The following is a 12,771-nucleotide window of genomic DNA, read 5'->3' as shown; positions in this document are numbered from 1 at the left end:
GGCGCGACCGCAATCACCCTCGTCATGCCCGGGCTTGACCCGGGCATCCACGCCGCGCCGCTTGCGCTCACCTACGAAAATTCTGCCCAGCCTCACCGCGTGGATGGCCGGGTCGAGCCCGGCCATGACGGTGATAAAGCGCTTGCGAGGGCAACAGGCGTTCATCCGAGCAAATTTTCAAACAGGCACTGGGAGCGAGGCCGGAAACATCCGGCCTCGTGCTGGGGAGGGTTCACACCGTGCCCGGTCCTGACGGCGAGGATGACAGCGGGGCTGCTTTAACTCCCCACCCCCTCACGCCATCAGCATGCGGGCCATGTCGGCGCCGGCGAGCGGCCGGCCCAGCGTCCGCGCGGCGTCGCAGGCGCGCTGCACCTGGGCGGCGTTGTCCGGCGCCAGCGTGCCGTCGGGGGCAAACAGGTTGTTCTCGAAGCCCACGCGCACATGCCCGCCCAGTCCCGCCGCGACCGTGGCGCAAGCGTTCTCCTTGGGGCCGAAGGCGCACATGGACCACAGGGGCGTCGTATCCGCCCCCGCCGCGAGGAAGGGCAGGAGGTCGGTGGGCTGGGACACCTGTCCGGTGGTGTAGCGCCCCAGCACGAACAGCGGGAAATCCTGTCCTTCGCCCAGCACGCCGCGCGCCTTGAGGGCGGCATAGCGCACCACGTCGTCGGCGCTGTAGAGGATGATCTGCGTGAAGATGCGCTCGCGCCGCACGAAGGTGAAGAAATCCGCCGCCGCCGTCTCGGCCGCGTCATCGGGAATGATCTCCCGGAGCGCCAGCGACACCGCCTCCGGCTTCACCGCGCGCACCACCGCCATCTGCTCCGGGGCCTTGTAGCGGCCCGCCGCCTCCGAGGTGATCTGGAGCACCAGACGGTCGCCCACCGCCGCCCTTATGGCGGCCGAGGCATCGCGATAGGCGTCCGCGTCCAGCAGATGGCGGCCCTCGGCGTCGCGCACATGGAAATGCAGCAGCGCAGCGCCGGCCTCCAGGCTCTCGGCCGCCGCGCGGGCGAGGTCCGCCGCGCTCATGGGCAGGGCCGGGTGGTCCGCCTTGGTGCGGGTGGCGCCATTGGGGGCGTTGGCGACAATGAGGGGCGGCCAGTCGAAGGCGGACACGGGGGCGGGGTCAGCGGCGGTCTTGGTCATGGGAGCCTTTTGGGGGGAGCCCGTTTTGGGGGCTTGGGGGAACCTTGCGCGGGATTACTCCGCAGCCGTGAGGCCGAGACGCTTCATGCGGTCGGACAGGGTCTTGCGGGGGATGTTGAGGGCCTGCGCCGCCGCCGAGATGCGCTGGCCCGACGCCTTCAGCGCATCCTCGATGACGAGGCGCTCCACCCGGTCCAGAAGCTCGTTGAGGCCGGGCGTCGCGGCCCCGCCGGCGGCGAAATCGGGGGCGAGGAAGCCCAGCATGTGGCGCTCGGCGGCGTTCTTCAATTCGCGCACATTGCCCGGCCAGTCGGCCAGCATGAGCGCACGGCGCAGCGATGGGGGAACCTCCGTCACCGGCCGCTGGTACTTCACCGCCGCCTGCACCACGAACAGCTCGAACAGCAGGGGAATGTCCTCCCGCCGCTCGCGCAGGGGCGGCAGCACCAGCTTCACCACGTCGAGGCGGAAGCACAGGTCCTTGCGGAAACGGCCGGCATCGGCGAGGGCGGCAAGGTCCTCCTTGGTGGCGGCGATTACCCTGAGGTCCTCCGGCACGGCGGTGTTGGAGCCGAGCCGCTCGATCTTGCGGTCTTGCAGCACGCGCAAGAGCTTCACCTGCATGGCGAGCGGCATGCTCTCCACCTCGTCGAGGAAGAGGGTGCCGCCGCTCGCGTGCTCGATCTTGCCGATGCGCTTCTTGCCCGCGCCGGTGAAGGCGCCGGCCTCGTGGCCGAACATCTCGCTCTCGAACATGCTCTCGGGGATGGCGCCGCAATTGACCGCCACGAACGGCTTGTCGCGCCGGCTACCGCCCTCGTGGAGGGCGCGGGCCACCTGCTCCTTGCCGGCGCCTGTCTCGCCCAGCACCAGCACGTCGGCACTGGTGGAGGCGAGCGCCGCCACGTCGTCCTGCAGCCGGCGGATGGCGGGGGACTGGCCGACGAGGCAGCGCTCGATGGCGTCGCCCGCCTCGCCCCGGTCCAGCGCCATGCGCAGGCGGCGGTTTTCCATGACGAGGGCGCGCTTGTCGAGGGCGCGGCGCACCACCTCCACGAAGGCGTCGGAGACGAACGGTTTCTCGATGAAATCGTAGGCGCCTTCCCGCATGGCGCTCACCGCCATGGCCACGTCGCCATGGCCGGTGATGAGCACCACCGGCAGCTCGGGATCCCGCCGGCGCACGTCGGCCAGCAGCTCCAGCCCGTCGCGCACGGGCATGCGCACGTCGCTCACCACCACGCCGGGAAAGTCGCGGCCGATGGCGGGCAGGGCCGCATCCACGCTGTCGAAGGTCTGAACCTCGATGCCGGCCAGTTCCAGCGTCTGCGCGATGGTGATGCGGATCATCTCCTCGTCGTCCACCAGCACCACGCGGGGCCGGGCGGCCGGATGCGGGGCGGGTGCGGACTTGAGGGCGCGCTCAGCACACATGGCGCAACCTTTCAGGCACAGGCGGGGCGGCGTCCACGCTCTCCGCCTCCATGATGAGATCGAAGGCGAGGCCGCCGCCGACCCGCGCGCGGGCGGCGAGGGTGGCGCCGAACTCGCGGGCGATGGCCAGCGAGATGGGCAGGCCCAGGCCCAGCCCCTCGCCCGCCGGCTTGGTGGTGAAGAAGGGATCGAAGATGCGCGCGAGGGTGGCCTCCGGCAAGCCGGGGCCGTTGTCCTCCACGCTGAGGATGATGCGGGCGCCATCGCGCCGCGTGCTGAGGCCCACCCAGGCGCCCGGCCGGCCCTTCACCGCGTCCAGCGCGTTGCCGACGAGGTTCACCACCACCTGGCTGAGGCGTATGGGCTCGAACCGCACGGTGGCAGCCGCAGGGTCGAGGTCGGTGGCGACGCCGATGCCGGCCACGCGGATGCGCGGGGCGAGGATGGCGAGGCTCTCCGCCACCGCCGCCGACACGTCCACCGGCAGCGTCTGGCTGCTGGACTTGCGGGCGAAGGCGCGCAGCTGGCCGGTGATCTTGCCGAGCCGGTCCACCATGGTGGTGATGCGGCCGAGATTGGCCTGGGCCTCGTCCTCGCGCCCCTGTTCCAGCAACTTGCCCGCATTGTCGGCGAGGCCGCGCAGGGCGGTGAGGGGCTGGTTCAGCTCGTGGGTGATGCCGGCGGCCATCTGGCCGAGGGTGGCCATCTTGGCGGCCTGCACGAGTTCATCTTGCGCGGCGCGAAGCTCCGCCTCGGCGCGGCGGCGCTCCTCGATCTCGCCCGCAAGCTGGCCGTTGGCGGCGGTGAGGTCGGCGGTGCGCGCCTCCACCTTCGCCTCCAGCTCGCGCTGGGCGGCTTCCAGCGCGGTGCGGGCGGCAAGGCTCTCGCGGGCGCGCTTGAGGTGCTGCCACCAGTAGAGGCCGAGAAGGCCCAGCACGCCGAAGCCCAGCGTCATGCCCACGCGGGCGGTGCGCCCGGCCAGCTCCAGCGCGGCGGCGTCGGCGAACAGCAGCAGGTGCCAGCCATAGGGCACGAGCGCCTTGTCGTCGGCGATGACACGGCCGTGGGGAGCCACATCCGAGGCCGCGATCAGGGGCACGCCGCCCACCGTCTCGACCGTGCCGAGATTGAGCTGCGGATAGGCCGGGCGGCCATATTGGCGGGTCTTTTCCATCTCCTGCGCGGTGGCGGCGTCGATGGGGCGGGTGGCGTGGAACTTGAAGCGCGGATCGGAGGCAAGGAAGACGATGCCGTGCCGGTCGGTCACCAGCACCCGGTCGGCAGCCTCCTGCCACACCGCTTCCAGGGGATCGAGATTGACCTTGGTGACCACCACGCCCCGGATCTTGCCGTCGATCACCACCGGGGCGCTGATGAAATAGCCGGGCACGCCGGTGAGGGTGCCGATGGCGTAGAAGCGTCCGGTCTGGCCGGCCATGGCCTCGGTGAAATAAGGGCGATAGCTGAAGTCCACCCCCACATAGGTCTCCCGCGTGTCCCAGTTGGAGGCGGCGATGGTCATGCCCGAGGGGTCCATCAGGTAGAGCACGGGGGTGCCGGCGGCGCGGTTGAGGGTCTCCAGATAGGCGTTGACGGTGGCGGCGAGGGCCGCATCGTCCGGCTGGTCGAGCAGGCGCCGCACATTGAGGTCGAGGGCGGCGGCGGCAGGCAGGTAGCCGAACCGCTCGATGGCGCCTTCCAGGCTCTGGGCATAGATCTCGCTGCGGTGGCGGGCCTCGCTGGCGAGGCGCTCGCCGACGCGGGCCTCTGCCATCTCCCCCGCCTTCACCACGGCGAACAGCGCCGCCGCGCCGACAACGGCGAGGAGCACGGCGCGCGCGGCGGTGGCGAGATCGGGGCGCATGGTCCTGGTCCGTCGGCTCCCTGGCCGCGCTTGGCCGCTGGCTGCTTGGCCGCCTTGGCGCGGGCCTTATATGTTAGCCCGGTATTCTGGCCGGCGCCCGGTGGGTCCGGGCGCCGGCGGATGCTCGTCCCGGCTCAGTCGGTGGTCAAGCCTTTGAGTTCCACCTCCTCGAAGCGATGCTGCTCGGCGGTGACGAGGGCGCCCAGCTCCCGCTTCAGGTCGTTGAAGGCGGCCGACGCGCTGTCGCGCGGGCGCGGCAGCTCCACCTTGATGTCGCGCTTGATGGTGCCCGGCCGGTAGGTGAGCACGACGATGCGGTCCGCGAGGTAAATGGATTCCTCGATGGAATGGGTGACGAACACGATGGTCTTGCCCGTGGCCGACCAGATGCGGATCAGTTCGTCCTGCAGCGAGCGGCGGGTGAGGGCGTCGAGCGCGCCGAACGGCTCGTCCATCAGCATCACCGGGCTGTCGAGGGCGAGCACGCGGGCGATGGCCACGCGCTGGCGCATGCCGCCGGACAGGTCCTTGGGGAAGCGGTCGCGGAACTCGGTGAGCTTCAGCATGGCGAGCAGCTCGGCCACCCGCGCGTCGATGTCGGCGCGCTTCATGCCCTTGATCTCAAGGCCGAAGGCGATGTTCGCGGCCACGCTCATCCACGGGAACAGCGCGTATTCCTGAAACACCATGCCCCGGTCGGGGCCGGGGGCGGTCACCTTGCGCTTCTCCACCTCGATGGTGCCCTTGGTGGGGGCGGAGAAGCCGGCGATGGCGTTGAGCAACGTGGACTTGCCGCAGCCCGAGGGCCCGAGCAGGCACACGAACTCGCCGCGGTTGATGGTGAGGTCGATGTCTTTCAGGGCAACGATCTCGCCGCCGGGCACGACGAAGCGCTTGTCCACGCCTTCGACGACGATGTGGGGCGCTGCGGTGCCCGCATTGGGCGCACTCATGGGTTGGGTGACGGGCATGGCGCGCTCGGTGAGGGCTTCGACGGAGGCAGGCTGCAGGGACATGGGGCGTTCCTCACGATTCCAGGCCGCGATGCCAGCGGAGCAGGTGGTTGTTGAGGCGGCTCACCGCCATGTCGATGCCAAGGCCGAGGATGCCGATGGTGAACATTCCGGCGATGATTTTGTCGGACCAGAAGTATTCGCGCGCCTCCAGAATGCGGAAGCCGAGGCCGTTGTTGACCGCGATCATCTCGGCCACGATCACCACGATGAAGGCGGTGCCGATGCCGATGCGCGCACCCGACAGGATGTAGGGCGTCGCCGCCGGCAGGATCACCCGCCGGAAGATGGTGAGGCGGCTCGCCCCGAGGCTCCGGGCGGCGCGGATGTAGATGCCATCCACGTGCCGCACGCCGGCGATGGTGTTCATGAGCACCGGGAAGAAGGCGCCAATGGCGATGAGGAACACCGCCGGCGCATTGCCGAGGCCGAACCACAGGATGGAGAGCGGGATGTAGGCGATGGGCGGGATGGGCCGCAGCACCTGCATCAAGGGGTTGATGTGGCGGTAGATGGTGTCGCTCGATCCCATGAACAGGCCGAGCGGCAAAGCCAGCCCCGCCCCCACGAAGAAGCCGAGGGCGACGCGGGTGAGCGAGCCGATGGCGTCATGGATCATCTCGCCGGAGAACAGCCAGGCAAGATAGGAGCCGGCGGCCGGATCGAAGGGCTCCATGGGGGCGAGATAGGCCCACCAGCGCACGGCCACCGCGACCGGGGAGGGCAGGACCATGGGGTTGACCAGCCCCAGCGAGCAGGCGAGCTGCCACAGGAGGAGGGCGGCGACGGGCACGGCAAGGCCCTCCGCCACGGATTTCAGGCGGGACGTGTGCATGGCGATGCCCTCAGTTGATGCCGGCGGAGGCCTTGGCGGCGTCGAGCAGGTCGAGCTTCACCCAGTCCTCGGCCTTGGCGGGGGACGACATCTTGCCGATGCCGTACTTGGCCATCACGTCTGTGGTCTTCTGGATGTGGTCGGCGGTGATCGACAGCGTGTAGGGCGAATTGGCGAGGGCTTCCTGGAATTCCTCCGCCGTCAGCTGGCCCTTGAACACGTCCTGGGTCACGAACTTCTCGGCCGCCTTGGGATCGTCCATGAAAGTCTTCTGCGCCTTCACGAAGCAGGCCATGAACTTCTTCGCGGCTTCCGGGCTGCCCTTGTAGAACTTCTCGCTCATCACCAGCGTGCGCACCGGCGCGCCGATGGGGGTGTCGTAGGGCTTCAGCATCTCGGCGCCGAAGCCGCGGGCGATGGCCTGGGCCGATTGCGGCTCGGTCTGCATGATGGCGTCCACCTGCTTCTGCAGCAGCGCCTGGTTGAGGTCGGGATAGCCCAGATAGATGATGGTCAGGTCCTTGGGCGTGAGGCCGACCTTGCCCATCTCGGCGGCCAGCAGCACTTCCTGGATGGAGCCGCGAGTGACGCCCACCTTCTTGCCCTTCAGGTCCGCCACCGTCTTGATGCCGCTGTCGGGCACCGCCAACAGGCGGGCGCCGCCGCTGGCGAAGCCGCCGACGATGTAGATCTGCGCGCCGTTGCCCCGGCCGGAAATGGCAGCCTCGGAGGCGGTGGCGCCCACGTCCAGCTCGCCGGCCATGATGGCCTGCAATACGTCCGGGCCCTTGGCGAAGATCTTCAGGTCCACGGTGATGCCGCAGCTGGACGCGATCTCCTTGATGTAGGAGACGCCGGCGAAATGGGCGAGCTTGAGGTTGCCGACGCGGATCACCTCCTGCGCCGAGGCGGGCAGGGCGCCGAACGCCAGCACCGCCGAGGCGGCGACAAGGGCGGCAAGGTGGACGCCACGGCGGGCGACACGGCGCGCGGGTGCAGAGGTGCGAAGAGATTTGAGCAAGGCGCTTCTCCCGGGAGGGCCGGCTCTCATGGCCGGTTGGATGAATGGTCCCATCCCATTGCACCACGCATGCCAGCCATGCGCAAGGCGCGCCTCTTTCTATAAATCATTGGTATTCATAATAAATTTAGACGACGACGGGCCGCGCCGCCGGGCGCGGGCGGCGGATTTCCGCCGCTTGGCGGGTGGGGCCGGCGGTTTGTCGCCGGGGGCGAGGAGGGCGTCAGGGAGCCCGCGATCTTCCCCTGCGTTCATCCCGCACTGCGATACCAGTCGCACTGGTGCGTGAATAGACGGAGGTTGCACTGGTGCATCGTCGTCAATTGGCCTAAACGATTCAGGCCTAACCGGCGAAAAGCCGGATCGAACCAATAAAGCCTCAAAACCGGGCAAGCAGGGAGTGAAACATGCGAGTGAGCGGAATGATTGCGGCGGTCGCCGCAAGCATCGCCATGGCTGGTGTCTCCATCGCGGGCGTCGCCGTGGCCGCGGAACCCATCAAGATCGGCCTCAGCGGCCCCTTCACCGGCGGTTCGTCCTCCATGGGCGTGAGCATGCGCGACGGCGTGAAGCTCGCGGTGACCGAGATCAACAAGAACGGCGGCGTGCTCGGCCGCCAGCTGGTGCTGGTGGAGCGCGACGACGAGGCCAAGAACGAGGTGGGCGTGCAGATCGCCCAGGAGCTCATCAACAAGGAAGGGGTGGTCGCCACCCTCGGCTATATCAATACCGGCGTGGCCCTGGCCTCGCAGCGCTTCTACCAGGAAGCGGAAATCCCGGTGATCAACAACGTGGCCACCGGCTCGGTCATCCCCAGGCAGTTCCTGCCGCCGGACAACAAGTCCAACTACATCTTCCGCACCTCGGCCAGCGACGCCATCCAGAGCGTCATGATCGCGGATGAGGCGGTGAAGCGGCAGGGCGCCAAGAAGCCGGCCATCCTTGCCGACAGCACCAATTACGGCCAGCTCGGCCGCGCTGACCTCGAGAAGGCGCTGGCGACGCTCGGCGTGAAGCCGGTGGCCACCGAGAAGTTCAACATCGGCGACACCGACATGACCGCGCAACTGCTGCGCGCCAAGGAAGCCGGCGCCGACGTGATCCTCACCTACGCCATCGGCCCCGAGCTGGCGCAGATCGCCAACGGCATGGCGAAGCTCGGCTGGAAGGTGCCCATGATCGGCTCCTGGACCCTGTCCATGGCCAGCTTCATCGACACCGCCGGCCCCAACGGCGACGGCGCGATGATGCCCCAGACCTTCATCCAGCTGCCCGACACCCCCAAGCGCAAGGCCTTCATCGAGGCCTATCAGGCGGCCTACAAGATCGACCGCATGCCGTCCCCGGTGTCGGCCGCGCAGGGCTATGATTCCGTGTTCCTGCTCGCCGCCGCCATCACCCAGGCCGGCTCCACCGACGGCCGCAAGGTCCGCGAGGCGCTGGAAAACCTGAACACCAAGGTGGAAGGCGTGGTCACCGTCTACGACCGCCCCTTCAGCGCCACCGACCATGAGGCCATCACCGGCAACATCCCGGTGTTCGGCCTGGTGAAGGGCGGCCGCGTGGTCGCTGCCCATCCCGAGGACATCGCCGGCGACAAGGCGATCCGGGTGAAGCCCAAGAACTGAGGTCCCGACTGAACGGCCGGCAGCCTTTTCGCCGGCCGGCGACGAGAAGTCCGCCCGGTGCGCTCGCGCGTGCCGGGCGGCGGCCCTTCCCGCGCGGGGCGCGGGGTCTTGCGCTTCGGAGACCCTTGATGAACATCCTCTCGCAGCTCATCGTCAGCGGCATCGCCGTCGGCATGATCTATGGCGTCATCGCCTTCAGCTACCAGCTCACCTTCGCCACCTCCAAGACGCTGAACTTCGGCCAGGGCGAAGCCCTGATGCTGGGCGCGCTGGTGGGGCTCACCACGGTGAACTTCCTCATCGGCCAGGCGCTGGGCACCCCGCTCGCCTATCTGCTGATGCTGCCCATCGTCTTTGCCTTCGGCCTCGCCCAGGGGGCGGTGGTGGAATGGCTCGGCGTGCGCCCGGCGGTGAAGGCCAATTCCGAGGCCGGCTGGATCATGGCCACCATCGCGCTCGGCATCATCTTCCGCAATCTGGCGGAGAACATCTGGGGCCGCGACGCGCTGCGCTTTCCCTCACCCCTGCCCGAGGCCTCCCTCAACATCGCCGGCGTGCGCATCCAGCCCATGGAGATCGCCATCGTCGTGGGCGCGCTGGTGATCATGCTGGCGGTGGAGGTGTTCAACCGCCGCTCCATCTTCGGCAAGGCGGTGGTGGCCACCGCCAACGACCGCGACGCCGCTGGCCTGATGGGCATCGACACGCGGCGCGTCATCACCTTCTCCTATGCGCTCTCCTCCATGACAGCGGCGTTCGCCGGCGTGCTCATCGCCCCGGTCACCCTCACCGGCGCCACCATGGGCGCGGTGCTGGGGCTGAAGGCGTTCGCGGTGGCCATCATCGGCGGCCTGTCGAGCGGCATGGGCGTGATCGTGGGCGGGCTCATCCTCGGCATCACCGAGACCCTCACCGGCTATTACATCTCCACCGGCTACAAGGACGTGCCGGGCCTCGTGCTCCTGCTGCTCGTGCTGTCGCTGAAACCGTCAGGCCTGTTCGGCCGCGCCACCATCAAGAAGGTGTGAGGCCATGCTGGCGCGACGCATCCTCTCTTCCGGCTTCCCGATCCTCGGCCTCGCCGCGCTGGCGGTGCTGCCGTTCTGGGTGACGAGCCCCTATTACCTGCACCTCACCATCACCATCGCCATCTACGCCATCCTCCTTTTGGGGCTGGACGTGGTGTTCGGCTATACGGGTGAGGTGTCCATCGGCCATGCCGCGCTGTTCGGCATCGGTGCCTATACGGCCGGGTGCCTGGCCATGCATTTCGGCATCGGCTTCTGGCCGGCGCTGCCCCTGGCGATCATCGTCACGGCCCTGTTCGGCATCGTGCTGGCGCTGCCGGCGCTGCGGGTGACCGGGCCGTATCTCGCCATGGTGACACTGGCCTTCGGCACCATCGTGCAGATCCTCATCAACGAGATGACGGACCTCACCAACGGTCCCCTCGGCATCAAGCTGACCACCCCTCTGTTTCTCGACCTGCGCTGGCTCGGCGACACCATCCCGCTGTTCGACATGTCGCTGAAGCGCATGAAGGAGGTGGAGTATTTCTACATCGCCGCGGTCGCGCTGGTGCTCACCCTTCTGGTGATCAACCGGATCCTGGCCTCGCACCTCGGCCGCGCCTTCGAGGCGCTGCGCGACAGCCCCATCGCCTCCGACTGCATGGGCGTGAGCGTCTACAAGCACAAGGTGATCGCCTTCGTGGTGTCGGCGGGCTTTGCCGGGCTTGCGGGGGCGCTGTTCGCCTATTCGGAGCAATATATCGCGCCGAACAACTTCGGCTTCGAACTTTCGGTGCAGTTCCTGCTGGCGGTGACGGTGGGCGGGCGCAAGTCGCGCCTTGGCCCCATCATCGGCGCGGTGATCATTGTGTTCCTGCCGAACCTGCTCTCCGACATCGTGCTGTTCCGCTACATCGCCGGCGCCATTGCAGTGATCGCGCTGATCGCGGGGGCGCGCAGCTTCATCCGCAATCCGGAGCACCGGGTGCAGACCGCCATTCCGGTGGTGCTGTGCCTTGCCTTCTTCGCCTTCTCGCTGCTCCTGGAGAAGATCACGGACTACAAGCTCGCCATCTTCGGCGTGATGATCCTGTTCGTGGTCTATTACCTGCCGGACGGCATCGTCGGCTTCCTGAAGAAGGCCGCCGCCCAGCTCTGGCCGAACCTGGTGAAGACCCATGCGGTCATCGAGGCGGAGGCCACCGCCAAGCCGGTCACCGCCACCGCCGCCGCCCGCGAGGGCGTGCTGCTCCACGTGGACGGGGTGGTGATGCAGTTCGGCGGCCTGAAAGCCCTCGACACCGTGTCCATCGAGGTGAAGCCGGGCACCATCCACGGCCTCATCGGCCCCAACGGGTCCGGCAAGAGCACCATGATGAACGTGCTCACCGGCATCTATGTGCCCACCGCGGGGTCCATCCGCTTCAAGGACCAGGACATCGCAGGACGCACCTCCTCCGACATCGCGGCGCAGGGCATCGCGCGCACCTTCCAGAACGTGCAGCTCTTCGCCGAGCTGACGCTGATCGAGAACGTGCTGGTGGGCCTCCACCACACCTATCGCGCCACCTTCGCCGAGGTGGCGCTGGGCCTGCCGCGCATCCGGCGGGAGGAGAAGGCGGCGCGCGAGCGGGCCATGAGCCTGCTCGCCTTCGTGGGCCTTGCCGACCTTGCCAACGAGGAGGCGCGCAACCTGCCCTACGGCAAGCAGCGCCTCTTGGAGATCGCCCGCGCGCTGGCGCTGGACCCGGACCTGCTGCTGCTCGACGAGCCGGCGGCGGGCCTGACCGCGCCTGATATCAAGCATCTGGTGGAGATCATCCGCAAGGTGCGCGACGCCGGCGTCACTTTGGTGCTCATCGAGCACCACATGGATGTGGTCATGGGCCTGTGCGACACGGTCACGGTGCTGGATTTCGGCCAGAAGATCGCCGAGGGCAAGCCGGCCGCGGTGCAGGCCGACCCGCGCGTGATCGAGGCCTATCTCGGCGGCGCCGCCGTCGCGGCGGAATAGGAGGGCGCCATGCTGGAAGTCACCGATCTCGTCGCCGGCTATGGCAAGGTGAAGGTGCTGCACGGCCTCAGCCTCACCGTGGAGGAAGGCCAGCTCGTCACCCTCATCGGCTCCAACGGCGCCGGCAAGACCACGACCCTGCGCGCCGTCTCCGGCATGATCGTGCCGGAATCCGGCTCGGTGCGCCTCGCGGGGGAGGATCTCACCGGCCTGCCGGCGTTCAAGATCACCAAGAAGGGCCTTGCCCACTCGCCCGAGGGCCGGCGAGTGTTCCCCACCCAGAGCGTGCTCGACAATTTGCTGCTGGGCGCCTTCCCGCGCCTCACCGGGGCGCGGCCGCGCGGCGACGTGGAGGCCGATCTCGACCGCATGTTCGCCCTGTTCCCCCGCCTTGCGGAGCGGCGCAACCAGCTTGCCGGCACCCTCTCCGGTGGCGAGCAGCAGATGCTGGCCATGGCCCGCGCGCTGATGCTGAACCCGCGCGTGCTGCTGCTCGACGAGCCCTCCATGGGCCTTGCCCCGCGCCTGGTGGCGGAGGTGTTCGCCACCATCGCCCGGCTGAAGGAAGACAAGATCACCATGCTGCTGGTGGAGCAGTTTGCCGCCGCCGCGCTGGAGGTGGCCGACTTCGGCTATGTGATGGAGAACGGCCGCCTCGCCGCCCACGGCCCCGCCGCCATGCTGAAGAACGACCCGGCGGTGCGCGCGGCCTATCTCGGCCACGCCCACTGAGAACCGGGGCAGCGCTGCGCTGAAGAGGGGACCCCGCGCGGGATGCGCCGGGTCCCCTTGTGGTTCGA

10 protein-coding genes are annotated in these 12,771 nt (G+C 68.5%); 4 read left to right on the top strand and 6 right to left on the bottom strand.

Annotated elements, in window-relative coordinates; translation table 11 throughout:
• Nucleotides 1–294: 294 nt before the first annotated feature.
• From FZ033_RS01790 to FZ033_RS01765, 6 genes are all read right to left on the bottom strand, one after another.
• Nucleotides 295–1,152, bottom strand: coding sequence for a BKACE family enzyme (locus FZ033_RS01790; protein WP_149574452.1), 858 nt, complete (start codon nucleotides 1,150–1,152; stop codon nucleotides 295–297).
• Between the two features lie 54 nt (nucleotides 1,153–1,206).
• On the bottom strand, nucleotides 1,207–2,586 hold the full coding sequence (locus FZ033_RS01785; protein ID WP_149574451.1) for a sigma-54-dependent transcriptional regulator: 1,380 nt from the start codon (nucleotides 2,584–2,586) through the stop codon (nucleotides 1,207–1,209).
• Nucleotides 2,576–4,450: a sensor histidine kinase gene (locus FZ033_RS01780; protein WP_149574450.1), complete on the bottom strand. Its 1,875-nt coding sequence runs from the start codon at nucleotides 4,448–4,450 to the stop codon at nucleotides 2,576–2,578. Before FZ033_RS01780 ends, FZ033_RS01785 begins: the two co-directional genes overlap by 11 nt.
• Before the next feature lie 134 nt (nucleotides 4,451–4,584).
• The gene (locus tag FZ033_RS01775) at nucleotides 4,585–5,466 is read right to left on the bottom strand and encodes an ABC transporter ATP-binding protein (protein ID WP_149574449.1); all 882 of its coding nucleotides are present in this window, start codon (nucleotides 5,464–5,466) and stop codon (nucleotides 4,585–4,587) included.
• Between the two features lie 10 nt (nucleotides 5,467–5,476).
• Nucleotides 5,477–6,298 carry an ABC transporter permease gene (locus FZ033_RS01770; protein ID WP_149574448.1) on the bottom strand — a complete coding sequence of 274 codons (822 nt, stop codon included), beginning with the start codon at nucleotides 6,296–6,298 and terminating at the stop codon, nucleotides 5,477–5,479.
• A 10-nt stretch (nucleotides 6,299–6,308) separates the two neighbouring features.
• Nucleotides 6,309–7,373: an ABC transporter substrate-binding protein gene (locus tag FZ033_RS01765; protein ID WP_232847288.1), complete on the bottom strand. Its 1,065-nt coding sequence runs from the start codon at nucleotides 7,371–7,373 to the stop codon at nucleotides 6,309–6,311.
• Nucleotides 7,374–7,726: 353 nt separating this feature from the next.
• Between FZ033_RS01765 and FZ033_RS01760 the strand changes: the two genes are divergently transcribed.
• The 4 genes from FZ033_RS01760 to FZ033_RS01745 all read left to right on the top strand — a co-directional run bounded on the left by FZ033_RS01760 (nucleotide 7,727) and on the right by FZ033_RS01745 (nucleotide 12,703).
• A complete protein-coding gene (locus tag FZ033_RS01760; RefSeq protein ID WP_210247847.1) occupies nucleotides 7,727–8,947 on the top strand; it encodes an ABC transporter substrate-binding protein in 1,221 nt (406 codons plus the stop codon).
• A gap of 128 nt (nucleotides 8,948–9,075) precedes the next feature.
• Complete coding sequence (locus tag FZ033_RS01755; protein WP_149574446.1) at nucleotides 9,076–9,975, top strand: branched-chain amino acid ABC transporter permease; 900 nt, start codon at nucleotides 9,076–9,078, stop codon at nucleotides 9,973–9,975.
• A 4-nt stretch (nucleotides 9,976–9,979) separates the two neighbouring features.
• A complete protein-coding gene (locus tag FZ033_RS01750; protein WP_149574445.1) occupies nucleotides 9,980–11,971 on the top strand; it encodes a branched-chain amino acid ABC transporter ATP-binding protein/permease in 1,992 nt (663 codons plus the stop codon).
• A gap of 9 nt (nucleotides 11,972–11,980) precedes the next feature.
• Nucleotides 11,981–12,703, top strand: a complete 723-nt coding sequence (locus FZ033_RS01745; protein ID WP_149574444.1) for an ABC transporter ATP-binding protein — start codon at nucleotides 11,981–11,983, stop codon at nucleotides 12,701–12,703.
• Nucleotides 12,704–12,771 lie beyond the last annotated feature (68 nt).

The organism is Xanthobacter oligotrophicus, from assembly GCF_008364685.1.
GTDB classification, from domain to species: Bacteria; Pseudomonadota; Alphaproteobacteria; order Rhizobiales; family Xanthobacteraceae; genus Xanthobacter; species Xanthobacter oligotrophicus.
The sequence above is the reverse complement of the archived record's forward strand: the minus strand, read 5'-3'. Positions and strand labels throughout refer to the sequence as shown.

Excerpts from the sequence above, each read along its gene's own strand:
- FZ033_RS01780 (WP_149574450.1), bottom strand. The coding sequence starts at position 4,450 with ATGCGCCCCGATCTCGCCACCGCCGCGCGCGCCGTGCTCCTCGCCGTT.
- FZ033_RS01785 (WP_149574451.1), bottom strand. The coding sequence starts at position 2,586 with ATGTGTGCTGAGCGCGCCCTCAAGTCCGCACCCGCCCCGCATCCGGCC.
- FZ033_RS01765 (WP_232847288.1), bottom strand. The coding sequence starts at position 7,373 with ATGGGACCATTCATCCAACCGGCCATGAGAGCCGGCCCTCCCGGGAGA.
- FZ033_RS01745 (WP_149574444.1), top strand. The coding sequence starts at position 11,981 with ATGCTGGAAGTCACCGATCTCGTCGCCGGCTATGGCAAGGTGAAGGTG.
- FZ033_RS01770 (WP_149574448.1), bottom strand. The coding sequence starts at position 6,298 with ATGCACACGTCCCGCCTGAAATCCGTGGCGGAGGGCCTTGCCGTGCCC.
- FZ033_RS01750 (WP_149574445.1), top strand. The coding sequence starts at position 9,980 with ATGCTGGCGCGACGCATCCTCTCTTCCGGCTTCCCGATCCTCGGCCTC.
- FZ033_RS01760 (WP_210247847.1), top strand. The coding sequence starts at position 7,727 with ATGCGAGTGAGCGGAATGATTGCGGCGGTCGCCGCAAGCATCGCCATG.
- FZ033_RS01775 (WP_149574449.1), bottom strand. The coding sequence starts at position 5,466 with ATGTCCCTGCAGCCTGCCTCCGTCGAAGCCCTCACCGAGCGCGCCATG.
- FZ033_RS01790 (WP_149574452.1), bottom strand. The coding sequence starts at position 1,152 with ATGACCAAGACCGCCGCTGACCCCGCCCCCGTGTCCGCCTTCGACTGG.
- FZ033_RS01755 (WP_149574446.1), top strand. The coding sequence starts at position 9,076 with ATGAACATCCTCTCGCAGCTCATCGTCAGCGGCATCGCCGTCGGCATG.